We start from the raw sequence: 15,480 nt of genomic DNA on the forward strand, positions 1-15,480 counted from the left end.
CAATTAGGCACAAATGTAATAGACCTGAGCATGCCGTAAATGTACTTTTGCTATACAGTATACACATAAATTAAACCAAAACATTGTATATGAGTAAGCAGAAAATTGTACACCCCGATAGAGACGCGGCTTTCGTTACCGGAGCATATTCTGATGGTGTTATTGCGGGCGGGTTTCTTTTTATCAGCGGCCAGGCCTCGGTGGATTTCAAAACCTCTACTTTTATCCTAGGGAGCATAGAAGAAGAAACAAACCGCACGATGGAAAATATAAAATCCATTGTTCAAGCTGCGGGTGCCACGATGGATGATGTGATCAAAAGTACCGTTCATTTATCTAATATCGACGATTTTAGTCGATTTAATAATGTATACGCACGCTTTTTTGGAGACGTAAAACCTGCGAGAACAACGGTACAGTCCGTGCTGGGAGAGGGAATTTGTGTAGAGATAGATTGTATTGTAAAGCTTCCCGATACCCATGAAAATGAATGATCGTTTAAATAGGCAAATTGCGGTTGTAGGGCTTGGGTTAATGGGAAGTAGTATCGTGGTTTCTTTGCTAGCATCTGGTTACCGTGTCGTGGCTTTAGCTCCCATACCGGGAGAAAAAAATCCTGCTATCCAACATATCGTGACGTTGCTGCGGCATGCAGACAAAGCTAATCTACTACCTAAAGGTTTGGATTACTGCGTACATAACCTAACGGTGACCGAAGATTACCGAGAGATAAGGGATTGCACCTTTGTGCAGGAATGTGTAATTGAAGATATGGAAATCAAAAATAAGGTTTATCACCAGATTACGAACCATGTATCTCAAGAAACTGTTATAGCCTCCAATACTTCAGCAATACCCATCAGCGATCTGCAACAGTTCGTGTCCAATCCCAGTCGATTTATCGGTGTGCATTGGGCAGAACCTGCTTATATGACGCGCTTTTTGGAAGTGACATGTGGAATGAAGACAGATTTAGATATAGCCAAGCGGGTGATGGATTTAGGAAAAAGTTGGGGTAAAGAGCCTACACTTTTGAGAAAGGATATACGGGGTTTTATTACCAACAGGCTGATGTATGCTGTTTATCGTGAAGCATTGACGTTAATTGAAAATGGTGATGCCACGATGGAAGATGCCGATAAGGTTTTTCGCTATGATGTGGGCTCATGGATAACCTTAATGGGGATTTTCAGACGAATGGACTTTATGGGATTTGCCGATTATATCGATTCTTTTGAGAGCATCCTTCCAAAATTAAGCAATCGTACAGATGTGCCAGATCTTATGCGGCCTTTGGTGGTAGAACGTGCGAGAGGTATACACAGTGGTAAAGGCTTTTATGATTATAATGAGAAACAAGCTAAAGCTTGGGAAGAAGCGTTCGCGCAATTCAATAAGGAAATTTATCATTTAGCGACACGATATACAGAGAAATATATAAGGGAAAAGACATATAATGAACAGAAGCTATCAAAAATCTAAGGATCTATTGGATAGAGCCAGTCAGGTCTTAGCAGGGGGAGTGTCTTCCGAATTCAGAAAATACAACCATCCTCATGCGATCTTTTATACACATGGTGAAGGGACACATATATATGATGTAGATGGTAACGACTACTTGGACTTCACATTAAGCCAAGGGCCGTTAATTGTTGGGCATTCCCATCCGAAAGTGTTGGAGGCGATAGAGAAATATTCCCGAGAAGGGCAATTGTTTGCTGGCCAACATATCAAAGAAATTGAATTAGCGGAGAAATTAAACCAATTGATTCCTTCGGCAGAGCTGATGCGTTTTTGCTTAGATGGTTCCGAAGCGGTTCAAACGGCATTCCGTGTTGCCAGGTCGAAGATGGGGAAGAATAAGTTCTTGCGTTTCGAAGGGCATTATCATGGTTGGTTGGATAATGTCGCCTGGGGTATCAGTACCGGATCTATTGAGGCGTTGGGCGATGAAGATAATCCAAATGTGTTTCCGTGGTCGGCGGGGCTATCGCCAAACAGTAAAAATGATTTTATTGTGCTTCCGTGGAATGATTTGGCTTTAGTAGAACGTGTCGTAGCAGAAAAGCATAACGAATTGGCTGCAATTATTACAGAGCCGATCATGTGTAATAACGGATGCATTGTGCCTAATGAAGGGTTTTTGCAAGGGTTACGGACAATCTGTGATCGCTATGGAATAGCGTTGATTTTTGATGAAGTCATTACCGGCTTTCGATTGGGGCTGGGAGGGGCACAGCAATATTACGGTGTTACACCGGATCTGTCCATTTTTGCTAAAGCCATTGCCAGCGGGTATCCGATTAGTGCTATTGTTGGCAAAAAAGAGTGGATGGATGAAATTGTGTCAGCAAGGGTCATCCATGCCGGTACGATGAATACCAGTAATCCAACGGTGGCAGCGGCTTTGGCGACCATCGCTGTGCTGGAGCAGGATCCGGATACCCATAACCGTATGTTCCGTTTGGGAAATAGTTTGATGGCAGGTTTGCGAGAAGCTGCAAAACAAGCAGGGCAGGACTTGCAAGTACAAGGCGTGGGGCCGATGTTCAATACGGCTTTTACGTCATTACCTGAAGTGAAGAATTATAGAGATACACTTCAAGCGGATAAAGCAAAACTGGGACGTTTCGTCGCTCGATTGCATGATCGTGGTATCCGTGTTATCGGTCGTGGACTTTGGTATATCTCGGCGGTACATACCGAGGATGATATCGATCAGGCTATTGAAATAAGTGAGACGGTTTTAAAAGAGTTGAAATGATATGGCTGTGAAGAATGGAATGACGTTTCCGATCATGGTCATCGGTCAAGATAAACTCGTTTATAGCATTGTAACTGATCTGTTGCTTTTAGGATATCCGGCGCTCCTACTAACCAATGATCAGCAAACTGCGGCAGCTGCCATGGAGGAGTATGTGTCAAATAAGAAAAACCTACAAATTATAACCGACTGGCCGGAGACTATATATAGTAGATTGGTGATATTAATTACGGATGACCAATTAACGGAGAAACAGAAGGTTATTAGAAAAGTAGAGGAAAGATGCGACGACGATACCATTATAACGGTAAACTTGGAGGCACTTTGTTTGGATGAGATACAAACGCAGATGCGTAATAGGACGAGACTATTGGGGTTGAATTGGACATATCCTGTACACCGGACGTTCTTTGCAGAAATCGTCGTTAATCAATACACGCGTCCTGCTGACCTCGAAGATCTAAAAAAATGGCTGAAAGCATATTGGAAAAAAGACCCGTACGTTGTACAGCATGGGTTTAGTATACGCGCGCGAATGATGGCCGCTATGCTGCGTGAAGGAATCTATTTGGTGGAGAATGATTTTGCATCCGTCGAAAGTGTGGATAGAGCCTGTCGGAATGATGCCGGATTTTATCTGCCATTTGTTGGAAATTTCAGATACATGGATTTGATGGGAACGTACGCCTACGGCATGGTGATGCAAGATTTGAACAGGGAATTATCAAACATGATGGCACTGCCCGAAATTTTGCAGGAAAAGAGAGATAAGGAAGAGACGGGAATGGATAACGGTAAAGGATTTTATAGCTATGATCCAAAAGAAAAGGAACATTGGCAGAAAATTTTCAAGGAGTTTAGCGAAGAAATACAGCAATTAATTATAAAATACCCTCATGAGCCGCTTGATCGTTGATGCCCATTTAGACCTGGCTATGAACGCCTTGGAATGGAACCGTGACCTGACTATGCCTTTAGAACATATCCGTTTGAAAGAAATGAATATGAAAGACAAGCCGGATCGAGGTAAGGGTACTGTTTGTCTGCCGGAGTTAAGGAAGGGTAAAGTGGGTTTTATCGTGGCCACACAACTGGCTCGTGTCAACCCGTTCAACAGTGCATTGACGGGGTGGAATTCACCTGCACAGGCTTGGGCAATGACACAAGCACAATTGACTTGGTACAAGGAAATGGAGAAGCAGGGGGAGATGGTGCAGATTGTCGATAAAAAAGGTTTGGATGCTCATATCAAGCTTTGGAATGACGTAACGATTGCAGATGAAACCAAACCGGTAGGCTTTTTATTGAGCTTAGAGGGTGCGGATTCGCTGGTTACGCCAGACTATTTGCATGAGGCTTATAGGTATGGTTTGCGGGCTGTAGGATTGTCTCATTTTGGGCTAGGGCGGTATGCGGACGGCACAAAGACAGCAGGACGAATCCATCCGGAAGGGTTGGAAGTAATGAAGATTATGGGTGAGCTGCACATGATATTGGACGTGACACACTTAACGGACGAAGGCTTTACACAAGCTATGGAACAATATACAGGACCAATCTGGGCCAGCCATCATAATGTACGTAAAATCGTTCCCAATCAAAGGCAATTGAGCGATACGCAAATTAAGCAATTGATCGAGCGGGATGCCGTTATCGGCGGTATGCTGGATTGTTGGGCGATGGATATTCGATTTATCGATACGATTTCCGATCCCTGGCAATTGGATATCCGATTGGAAATGCTCATCGACCATTGGGATCACATCTGCCAAATAGCTGGAAATTCGTTGCATATCGGCATCGGAAGTGATCTGGATGGCATCTTTGGTACGGAGCAGTCTCCATGGGACATGGACTCCATCGCGGATTTACAAAAATATACGTATCTTTTGTCCAAACGAGGCTATACCGAGCAGGATATAGACAATATATTTCACGGAAATTGGTTGCGTTTTTTGAGAAATGCTTTGAAATAAGGTGAACTACATTTGCCGAATGTAATATTGAAAAAAATGGCTAACAATTCATTTCAAGCTGCGGCTTTACAAAAAGACATTACGCCACCGTTAGGCACATTGATCAACGGAGAGTTCCAAACGAGATATGTCAATAAAATACACGATCGATTGTATGCAAAATCTGTCGTGCTAAAGCAACGTGATACGATATTGGTGTTTGTCGTAGTGGATATCTGCGCTATGCAACAGGATTTTTTAGATGAAGTAAAGGCCGATATCCATAAGGCAACGGGAATACCCAAATCCCACGTACTAATTTCCAGTACGCATACCCATTCAGCAGGTGCTATTGTAGATTTGTTGATGGGGCATGCTGATCTCACTTATAGGAGCAATCTTCATAGGATGTTGGTCGATCTTGTTATAGAAACATTACCTAATCTTCGTAAAGCGAAAATAGCTTTTGGCACTGTAGATGCACCAGAGCATGTGTTGTGTAGAAGATACAAGATGGCTCCCCAATATAAAGCATTTAATCCTGTGATAGGCGGTTATGATTTGGTGAAGACCAATCCGTTTGGAGATGAAGAGCACATTGTAGAAAGAAATTCTATCCCCGATACGCAATTAGCTTATCTGGGTGTTAAAGGACTGGATGATAGATGGATAGCAATCTTAGCCAATTATTCATTACATTATGTAGGTGATACCGACCGGGGAACCATCAGTGCGGATTATTTCGGTTGTTTTGCGAAACGACTTGAAGAGGTTCTGTCGGAAGGCGATGATAGTTTTGTGGCGATGATGAGTAACGGTACCAGTGGTGAAATAAATATCTGGGATTTTATGGAGGCGGATCGTTATCCAAAGGAGCAGCATCGTAAAAGTGAATACATCGGTTGGGATTTAGCAGATAAAGTGTTGCAGAACTTACAGAACCTCCAATGGGAAGAATGTCCGACTTTGGAAGCATTGTACGATGAACTGCCTGTGGGTATCAGAAAGCTGCCTGAACAAGAATTGGAGAATGCAAAGCAAATGGTTATGGATACGGACTATGAGTATATTACGCTAAATGAGGACGGTTATCGACGTATTTATGCCCGCGAGCAGGTTTTATTAGCAGAGTTTCCCGAACAAAGGGAGTTTTACATCCAATCTTTTCGCATAGGTACAGGCATAATAGGTGCTTTAGGAGGAGAGTTTTTTGCGGAGACCGGGTTGGCATTGAAAGCGTCGGCACCGCAAGGGAGATATTTTACCGTTTGTTTAGCCAATGACTATGTAGGATACGTACCTCCACAACATGAAATTGCTTTGGGAGGTTATGAGACTTGGCGCTGTCGAACAAGTTTTCTAGAGGAATCAGCAGAAGCTAAAATTAGGAATGTACTGTTGAAACAAATTGAGCAACATAAAAATGAACTGGTATAATCTTCATGCAGAAAATCAGGTAGATACACCGGCACTATTGGTTTATCCAAATCGTGTCCAACATAATATCGAAGCGCTTAAAAGCATGATTGATGACATCAATAGATTGCGGCCTCATGCCAAGACGCACAAAACGAAAGAAATTACCCAATTGCAGCTAGATTCAGGTATTCGTAAGTTTAAATGCGCAACGATTGCCGAAGCCAAGATGTTAGGGGAGTGCGGCGCGCCGGACGTGTTGTTGGCTTATCCGCTACATGGCGCGAAATTACAGCGGTTTGCGACACTGGTTCAGCATTTTCCCCAGACGCGTTTTTCAGCTATTGTGGATCATACGGATGCGGTAAAGAAACTTTCGGCTATCGCTGTTCAAAACGAGACACAGATAGATGTATTCATCGACCTTAATATTGGTATGGGTCGTACAGGTATATTACCGGATGATGCTTTCGAACTATACCGATTAAGTAGCGAGATCGCTGGGTTAAATGTGCAGGGGTTTCACGCGTATGATGGTCATGTTCGCGAAATAGATATAGCAGAGCGTAAAAATATTTGTGATCGGAATTATGAGCCTATTGCTAGGTTAATAGAGCGATTGTTGGATGAAGGTTTTACGAAACCCCGCGTGGTTATCGGCGGTTCACCTTCATTTCCGATTTATGCACAATATCCGGAGGTTGAATGCAGTCCAGGTACGTTCGTGTTATGGGATAAAGGGTATGCAGATACGCTGCCGGAGCAAAATTTTCTTCCGGCAGCTGTACTGATGACACGTGTCGTTTCTTTACCGTCCGAAAATACGATTTGTGTTGATTTGGGCTATAAAGCCATAGCATCCGAAAATTCATTGGAGAATAGGGTATTTTTTCTAAATGTTCCTCATTTAAAACCGGTAAGCCATAGCGAAGAACATCTCGTACTAGAAGCTGGTGTAAATCATCGCTTTCAAGTAGGCGATGTATTATATGCTCTGCCCATCCATATTTGCCCGACAGTGGCACTCTATGATAAATTGTTGGTAGTTGTGGAAGGAAAAGTTGTGGATGAATGGGAAGTTGTGGCGAGGAGAAGATAGCGTTGATTTATTTCAATAGACGATAAAAACAAATTATCGAAGCCCATAGTTTTATAAGAAATGTACCTTTACTTTTTTAAGATGAAGTAAAGGTATTGAATATAGATAAAATTTGTACAATGGGATTAAATGAATTAATGCAAAATAAAGCCTTTGTCGATGGACAATGGATAGCAGGAACAGATACATTCGACGTTATAAACCCAGCTACGGGTACCGTTATTGAAAAAGTAACGAATCTAACGGTGTCCAACGTACATGATGCAGTAGACGTAGCCTATAAAGCTTGGTGCTCTTTTAAGCTGAGTGATGTCGGACAACGTGCTGCTATGTTAGAAGAGTGGTATCGATTGATCATGGAACATAAACAGGAACTGGCGGAGATTATCACATTGGAATCCGGAAAATCCTTGATTGACAGCTTGGGCGAGGTTGATTATGGCGCTTCTTTTGTGCAGTGGTTTGCGGAGGAAAGTAAGCGTTGTTACGGAGAGACCACGCCTGCGCCGAAAATGTCGAACAGAATACTAACGATTAAACAGGGCGTGGGGGTTGTTGCTGCCATCACACCATGGAATTTCCCGTTAGCGATGGTCACGAGAAAAATCGCCCCGGCGATTGCAGCAGGCTGCACAGTGGTACACCGTCCGGCGTCACAGACACCATTGACCGCCTTAGCGCTCGCTATGCTTGCTGAAAAAGCCGGCTGGCCTACCGGCGTACTAAATGTGGTGACCGGTACCGATTCTTCGGGTATAGGTTATGAACTCAGCACGAATCCGTTGATCAGAAAGCTATCTTTTACCGGATCGACTGCTGTGGGTAAAACATTGATGAAACAGGCGTCGGAAAATGTGAAAAAGATTTCTTTGGAGCTCGGAGGCAATGCGCCGTTTATTGTATTTGACGATGCAGATATCGAGGCTGCTGTTGAAGGTGCTATGTTTGCGAAGTTTCGCAATGCCGGACAGACCTGTGTGGCCGTTAATCGCTTTTTGGTGCAAGATTCCATTTTTGATAAATTTTCAGAGCGATTAACGGAGGCTGTAAAAGCGTTGAAAGTGGGTAATGGTTTGGATCATGACGTACAAATTGGTCCTTTGATCAATAAAAAAGGATTGGATAAAGTACAGGAACATGTAACCGATGCTGTTGACAAAGGTGCTCGTATACTGACGGGAGGGAAGGTTATCAAAGAATTGTTTTACGAACCTACGGTACTTGCAGATGTCCCATTAAACGCTTTAATTGCCAAAGAGGAAACATTTGGACCCGTAGCATCCCTGTTTAGATTCTCGACCGAAGAGGAAGCTATCCAAATGGCGAACGATACGGAATTCGGGCTTGCTGCTTATTTCTATAGCAATGATGTGCATCGCTGCTGGCGTGTTGCTGAAGCGCTTGAAGCAGGTATGGTGGGTGTGAACGAGGGGAAAATTTCTTTTGCCGGAGCACCGTTTGGCGGGATCAAAGAATCTGGCGTCGGTCGAGAGGGATCACGATACGGACTGGATGAATATATGGAAGTGAAATATATCAATTTTGGTGTTTCGACTCAATAAGTATAATCTATTTTTCTGCCATGAGGACAAAGTCAATGTAGCTGCATTGACTTTTTTCTTTTTCAAAATCGCTACTAAAATGATATGTAACCAATTAAATAACACTTTCCTTGGCTTGTCAAGTAGCATAGCCTAATATATTGATCTAAGTTTTGCTATTCCACAGGAGAGAAACCGAGATTTTATAGCAGAGATTAAAATATAATATCATATAAGAGAATAATAATAGTAGTCCTGTGGAAGACACGATTCTATCTTTGTATAGTATAAGGGGTCGTTAGAAGACAAACCTGAATCGACTAACGAGCTATATAAATTAAACTTAAATACAGAACTACTAATAATTCAACCAATGCTACCATTAAAAAAAGCAACATTTATTTTAGCATATCTTAGGACGCTGCTAAATATCCTTGTTTTGCTAGGGGTTTCTACATTGCTGTCCGCGCAGCAAACAGAACATCTGGTGAGAGGACAGATTTTGAATGAGAAAGAAGAGCCCATACAGGGAGCTACAGTGACCGTGCAAGGCAGCACGCGTGGTGTACTGGCTGATGAGCAAGGGAAGTATGAGATTATGGTGGGCAGGGATGCACAGCTTGTCTTTAGTTATGTAGGCTATACAACGCAGGTGATTCCCATAGCGAGTCGAACAGAAATTAACGTGAGGTTACAGCCTGTCACGGATGAACTGGACGAAGTAACAGTAGTCGCATTTGGGCAGCAGAAGAAGGAAAGTGTAGTAGGAGCCATAACAACGGTAAAGCCTAGTGAGTTGAAAGTGCCATCGAGTAACTTGACAACTGCCTTAGCGGGTCGTGTTGCCGGTTTGATCGCTTTCCAGCAAAGTGGAGAGCCGGGCGCTGATAACGCAGACTTTTTTATTCGTGGAGTAACCAGTTTTGGGTATTCCAATCGTCCCCTGATCTTGGTGGATGGGGTAGAAGTGCCGGCCAGTGAGTTGGCACGCTTGCAAGTCGATGATTTGGCGAGTTTTTCGATTATGAAAGATGCTACAGCCACGTCTTTGTATGGTGCTAGAGGGGCTAATGGTGTGATTTTAATTACCACCAAAGAAGGCCGTGAGGGAAAAGCAAGCATTTCCTTACGTTATGAAACATCGGCTTCACAACCTACGCGAAATATTGAATTAGCCGATCCGATTACGTATATGAATCTGGCAAATGAGTCGAGTTTAACGAGGGGAAGAACACGACAGTATCAATGGGAAAAAATAGAACGGACGATGGCTGGTGAAGATCCGATGATTTATCCGGCAACAGATTGGCAATCTTTATTGTTAAAAGACCGGACCTTTAATAATCGACTCAACTTAAATGTGAATGGTGGTGGAAAGGTCGCACGTTATTATGTAGCTGCGACTTACAATAAGGATAACGGTATGCTCAAAGTAGATAACCGAAACAACTTTAACAACGGTATTGATCTGAAAACGTATGGACTACGTTCCAATGTGAATATCAACCTGACCAAAACGACCGAAGCGATTGTTCGTCTTAATTCGACCTGGACAGACTATACAGGCCCCTTAGGTACAGGCGCAGACTTTTATAGACAGATTATCCGTACGGATCCGGTATTATTTCCCGCCTATTATGAGCCGGATGCTAAGAATCTCACGACCGAGCATATCTTGTTTGGAAATGCTGGCGCAGGGGAGTATTTAAATCCTTATGCAAATCTCATGCGGGGATATCGCGATTATACCAATGCCATGTTTTTAGCGCAATTTGAAGTCAAACAGGATCTGGATTTCATCTTACCCGGATTGAAAGCCAGTGGAATGTACAATACCACACGGTACAATTATTATCAGGTATCCCGTACGTACACGCCGTTTTATTATATTTTATCGGCTTATGACAAGCAAACAGGGGAGTACACCTTGACTAACCTGAACCCCACATCTGGACACGAGTACCTGACCTATACCGAAGATTCCAAACAGATCACTTCCGAAGATTATTTTCAGGGTATTTTGAGCTATAGCACAGATATTGGGACAGACCATTCGGTCAGTGGTATGTTGGTCTATAATATGCAGAATAAAATTTCTGCGAATGCCGGTAGCTTACAAAATTCACTAGCCAGAAGAAACCTAGGATTAGCTGGGCGTTTTACGTATGCCTTTCAAGACAAATACTTTTTGGAAGGGAATTTTGGGTATAATGGTTCCGAACGTTTTGCTAAAGAGCATCGTTTTGGCTTCTTCCCATCCGTGGGGGGTGCTTGGTATGTGTCGAGAGAACCTTTTTGGAATGGCAATATACAGCGGATCATATCTAATCTGAAGTTGCGTGGAACCTATGGCCTGGTGGGGAATGATGCCATCGGTAGTCTGGAAGACAGGTTTTTCTATTTGTCGGAAATCAATCCAAATGTATCGTCGGCGGGGTATACCTTTGGGTCTGAATTTGGAAATAGGATAAATGGCGTGACGGAAGGACGTCTGGAGAACCGGGATATTACCTGGGAGACATCACGGAAATTAAACCTCAGTGCGGAGATAGGACTTTTCAATATGGCTAATCTTGTGGTTGACCTGTACAAAGAGCATCGATACAATATCTTAATGACACGGGCACATACGCCGAATACAATGGGTGTGGCTGTTTTGCCGCAAGCGAATGTGGGCGAAGCAGAGAGTAAAGGGATCGACATTTCCTTGGAGGCGAATAAGAACTTTGCCAATGGTTGGTTTGTCTCAGGCCGGGGGAATTTTACCTATGCGGAAGGTAAATATATCAAATATGAAGAACCCAATTACAGCGCATTTCCGTGGCGCTCCCGTGTGGGCATACCCCTCGGACAACAGTTTGGTTTTGTTGCCGAACGCTTGTTTATCGATGATGAGGAGGCCTATAATTCGCCGCAGCAGTTTGGCGAGGTATTAGGCGGCGACATCAAGTATAAGGATATTGATCAGGATGGCGTAATCACGAATCTGGATATGGTGCCTATCGGTTATCCTACCATTCCTCGGATGACGTATGGTTTTGGATTCTCATTGGGTTACAAAGGTGTAGATTTCTCTTCTTTCTTTCAAGGGTCTGCCAAATCTTCCTTTTGGATAGATGCAGATGCAACAGCTCCTTTTGTTTCATTAGCTACCGGACAAAAAAATCAGCTGCTCCAAGCCTATGTGGATGATCATTGGTCTGAAGATAATAGAAATTTGAAAGCACTTTGGCCACGATTGAGCGATATCGCCAGTACAAATAACACCAAAGTGAGTACTTGGTTTATGCGTAACGGATCGTTTTTGCGTATCAAACAGGTTGAATTGGGGTATACTTTCAAAGAAACCTTGACCAAAAGAATTGGAATAGAGAAGATAAGAATGTATATAAACGGAACCAATTTATATAATTTTTCCAAGTTCAAGCTTTGGGATGTGGAAATGGGAGGTAACGGTTTAGGGTATCCCCTGCAACAGGTGTACAATTTTGGAATTCAGTGTTCACTATAATTACGTGTCAGTTATGAGATCATTAATAAAAATAGTTTTAACCATTATAGTAAGCATTTCGTTGTATGGTTGCCAAAAATATCTGGATGTTGTTCCGGATAATATAGCCACAATGGACGATGCTTATAAGGACAGGGTGAGTGCCCAAAGGGCATTAGCGACTTGTTATAATCAAATTCCAAGAAATGGAACACGTTATGACCCCGGCTTTGCCGCAGGTGACGATCTTTGGATTCACCAATTTATTGATGGTGGTTCCCAAGAACGTTGGAGACAATATTACCGGGAGTTGGCTATTAATGGAAATAATGTGACGAGACCGTTGTATAGTTATTGGCATAATATTGAAGGTGGGTCTGCGCTATGGAAAGCTATTCGGGATTGTAATACCTTTATTGCTAATGTACACAAGGCAAGGGATTTGGATAGCTATGAGCGGGAAAAATGGATTGCTGAGGTAAAGACCTTGAAAGCCTACTATCATTTCTATCTTATGCAACTATATGGACCCATTCCTATTGCTAGGGAAAATATACCGGCCACTGCTCCTTCAGAAGAATTAATGGTCTATAGGGAGCCCATAGATGAGGTCGTGGCATACATCGTACAACTATTGGACGAAGCCATACCAAATTTGGATTTGCAAGTGGATAATACGGTATCTGATGCGGGGCGTATCACTAAACCGGTTGCGGCAGCGATTAAGACCAAAGTATTGGTTACGGCAGCGAGTCCGTTTTTCAACGGTAATCAGGATTATGCCAATATGATCGATAAGCGTGGAATAGTGCTGTTTAATCCGGTCGAAGATCCTAATAAATGGACATTAGCGGCTGAGGCGGCCCAAGAAGCTATTGATATTGCACATGAGGCCGGGATTAGATTATATCATCATCAGACGACTTTTAATGTCAGTAATGAGACGCTCGGCGTCATACAGGTGGGACAGATCATAGCCGATAAGTTCAATGAGGAGCGGATCTGGAGTTTATCTGATTTTAATAGCAGCAGTCCAAATCTCCAAGATCTTGGATTGGAATTACGCACGATACCCCGACTGCACGCTGATCATCAAAATATAGTGTATCAGTGGTTTATACCCACGCTGAAGATGGCCGAATTGTTTTATTCGAACAATGGGGTGCCGATTGAAGAGGATGTGGATTATGCCTATGACGATCGTATGACCTTAACGTTTGTTCCGGCAGATCAGGAAGCATATATGCAACCGGGCTACCGTACTATCGGTTTGCACTTGAACCGTGAACCTCGGTTTTATGGTTCCTTGGGTGTCGATGGCGGTTGGTGGTTTGGTTTAGGAAGAACAGATGAGAATGCACAATGGCCTTTGAATCTCAGAGCCAAATCCATGACCGGAGGGATGATCGGTAACCAGCGTTATTCGACCACAGGTTATTATATCAAAAAGCTGTCGAATTATCGGTCGGCCTATACAGGTAAGGATGCGTATGTCGGTATGCGTTTCGATTTCCCATTGTTTCGTCTGGCAGATTTGTATTTACTCCATGCAGAGGCACTCAACGAAAGTTTGTCGTCACCTGATGCAAATGTATACCACTATATCGATCTTATTCGGCAACGGGCCGGTCTAAGTGGTGTTGTAGACTCTTGGACGCAGCACTCGAAGTTTCCGCAAAAGCCAACTACAAAAGAAGGAATGAGGGAGATTATCCATCAGGAACGGAATATTGAACTAGCCTTTGAAGGGCAACGCTTTTGGGATCTGCGAAGGTGGAAGAAATCAATCCAGTATATGAACCAACCTGTTCGGGGGTGGAATATAGCAGGTGAAACACCGCAGGAATTTTATCAGGTAATTACACACAACCGCAGTCAGTACACCTTACGGGATATATTGTGGCCAATCATGCAAGATGAGATGCTACGGAATACAAACCTGCTGCAGAATCCAGGATGGTAAATAGGAAAATAGAAATCATATAATACTATATAACGATGAAAAAAAATATATTATATCTGATCTTACTGCTCCTGATTTGGGGATGTGGAGAAGATTATATCGGCCAGTATGCGATGGACGATGTCCCACCGGGACCGGTGTCGGGAACTTCAGTGGAGAATATCCCGGGCGGTAGTGTCATCCACTATACTATACCGACTGATGAAGATTTTTCCTACGTCAAAGCGGTGTATACCGTCAATGGACAAACGAAAGAGCAAAAATCATCCGTCTTTAATCGGAAAATAACATTGGATGGCTTCGGAAAATCTCAAGCCCAGCAAATTGAACTCATAGCGTATGACAAGAGCGATAATGCCTCTACGCCTGTAACAGTCGATATCCAACCTTTAGACGCACCGGTCTTTGACCTCATCGAAGGAGTGACCGTCATTGATGATTTTGGAGGTATACACATCGAATGGAAGAATCCGCACGAATCGGAGGTGGTGTTGACGGTGCTGACGACTACGAATGAGTATGGCGTAGAAGAGTGGTCGGAAGCGGATCGATTTTACTCGGGGGCCGTAGAGGGAAGTGCCAATGTAAGGGGATTCAGTCCTGAAGAGCGCATTTTTGGTTTATATTTTAGGGATCGCTGGGATAATTTGTCCGATACGCTGTATGTAAGTGCGACGCCGATGTTTGAAGAACAGTTGGACAAATCGAAGTTTACCCGCTGGAATCCACCCGGAATACCCTACAATGCTTATCAGGCCGGCGAGTGGGCGATAGAAAACCTGTGGAACGGTACCATTGCACCCGGATCAGGAGGATATGCCAGCTATACACACGACAATACCTTCAATATGGGGCAAGTGGCCAAGCTCAGTCGTTTCAAAATTAACAACAGGCTAGAACCTAATTTGCTCTATAACTTTGCACATCCTAAGAAGTTTCAAATATGGGGATCAATTTCTCCGAACGTAAATGAGAATTTTGGTACATGGATATTGTTGGGCGAGTTTGATTCGTTTAAACCCTCAGGCGAACCTTTAGGTGTCTTAACGGATGATGATCGAAATTATGGACATTACAATGGAGAAGAATGGAACTTTCCGCGAGGTCTTCCACCTGTACAATATATACGTTGGTATGTGCTCGATACCTGGGGCGGATCCCAAAATACACAAGTGATGGAGATGACCTTTTGGGGAGAAGTTCAGGACTAAAATATAACAAGATATGAACCCGACAGGATTGAAATAATCAT

Annotated in this window: 11 protein-coding genes; all 11 read left to right on the forward strand. The window is 43.2% G+C overall.

All coding sequences use genetic code 11. From position 1 onward, the window contains the following. Positions 1 to 89: 89 nt before the first annotated feature. The 11 genes from G5B43_RS06700 (at position 90) to G5B43_RS06750 (ending at position 15,439) form a co-directional block, all read left to right on the forward strand. Positions 90 to 494, forward strand: coding sequence for a RidA family protein (locus G5B43_RS06700; protein WP_165293926.1), 405 nt, complete (start codon positions 90 to 92; stop codon positions 492 to 494). Continuing rightward, positions 481 to 1,482 carry a 3-hydroxyacyl-CoA dehydrogenase family protein gene (locus tag G5B43_RS06705; RefSeq protein WP_206367259.1) on the forward strand — a complete coding sequence of 334 codons (1,002 nt, stop codon included), beginning with the start codon at positions 481 to 483 and terminating at the stop codon, positions 1,480 to 1,482. Before G5B43_RS06700 ends, G5B43_RS06705 begins: the two co-directional genes overlap by 14 nt. Beyond that, positions 1,457 to 2,764: an aspartate aminotransferase family protein gene (locus G5B43_RS06710; RefSeq protein ID WP_165293927.1), complete on the forward strand. Its 1,308-nt coding sequence runs from the start codon at positions 1,457 to 1,459 to the stop codon at positions 2,762 to 2,764. The genes G5B43_RS06705 and G5B43_RS06710 overlap by 26 nt, the downstream gene beginning before the upstream one ends. 1 nt (position 2,765) lies before the next feature. Continuing rightward, positions 2,766 to 3,680, forward strand: a complete 915-nt coding sequence (locus tag G5B43_RS06715) for a 3-hydroxyacyl-CoA dehydrogenase family protein (RefSeq protein ID WP_165293928.1) — start codon at positions 2,766 to 2,768, stop codon at positions 3,678 to 3,680. Continuing rightward, entirely contained in the window at positions 3,661 to 4,740 is a 1,080-nt protein-coding gene (locus G5B43_RS06720; protein WP_165293929.1) for a dipeptidase, read from the forward strand. The genes G5B43_RS06715 and G5B43_RS06720 overlap by 20 nt, the downstream gene beginning before the upstream one ends. A 36-nt stretch (positions 4,741 to 4,776) precedes the next feature. Then, on the forward strand, positions 4,777 to 6,156 hold the full coding sequence (locus tag G5B43_RS06725) for a neutral/alkaline non-lysosomal ceramidase N-terminal domain-containing protein (protein WP_165293930.1): 1,380 nt from the start codon (positions 4,777 to 4,779) through the stop codon (positions 6,154 to 6,156). Further along, the gene (locus G5B43_RS06730; RefSeq protein WP_165293931.1) at positions 6,143 to 7,234 is read left to right on the forward strand and encodes a D-TA family PLP-dependent enzyme; all 1,092 of its coding nucleotides are present in this window, start codon (positions 6,143 to 6,145) and stop codon (positions 7,232 to 7,234) included. The genes G5B43_RS06725 and G5B43_RS06730 overlap by 14 nt, the downstream gene beginning before the upstream one ends. 119 nt (positions 7,235 to 7,353) lie before the next feature. After that, positions 7,354 to 8,796, forward strand: coding sequence for an NAD-dependent succinate-semialdehyde dehydrogenase (locus G5B43_RS06735; RefSeq protein WP_165293932.1), 1,443 nt, complete (start codon positions 7,354 to 7,356; stop codon positions 8,794 to 8,796). A 352-nt stretch (positions 8,797 to 9,148) separates the two neighbouring features. After that, positions 9,149 to 12,286 (forward strand): SusC/RagA family TonB-linked outer membrane protein, encoded by a 3,138-nt coding sequence (locus G5B43_RS06740; protein WP_165293933.1) that lies wholly within the window; start codon positions 9,149 to 9,151, stop codon positions 12,284 to 12,286. A 13-nt stretch (positions 12,287 to 12,299) separates the two neighbouring features. After that, positions 12,300 to 14,228, forward strand: coding sequence for a RagB/SusD family nutrient uptake outer membrane protein (locus G5B43_RS06745; protein ID WP_165293934.1), 1,929 nt, complete (start codon positions 12,300 to 12,302; stop codon positions 14,226 to 14,228). A 35-nt stretch (positions 14,229 to 14,263) separates the two neighbouring features. Then, a complete protein-coding gene (locus G5B43_RS06750) occupies positions 14,264 to 15,439 on the forward strand; it encodes a DUF5000 domain-containing lipoprotein (RefSeq protein WP_165293935.1) in 1,176 nt (391 codons plus the stop codon). Positions 15,440 to 15,480 lie beyond the last annotated feature (41 nt).

The organism is Sphingobacterium sp. SGR-19 (genome assembly GCF_011043555.1).
Lineage (GTDB): Bacteria > Bacteroidota > Bacteroidia > Sphingobacteriales > Sphingobacteriaceae > Sphingobacterium.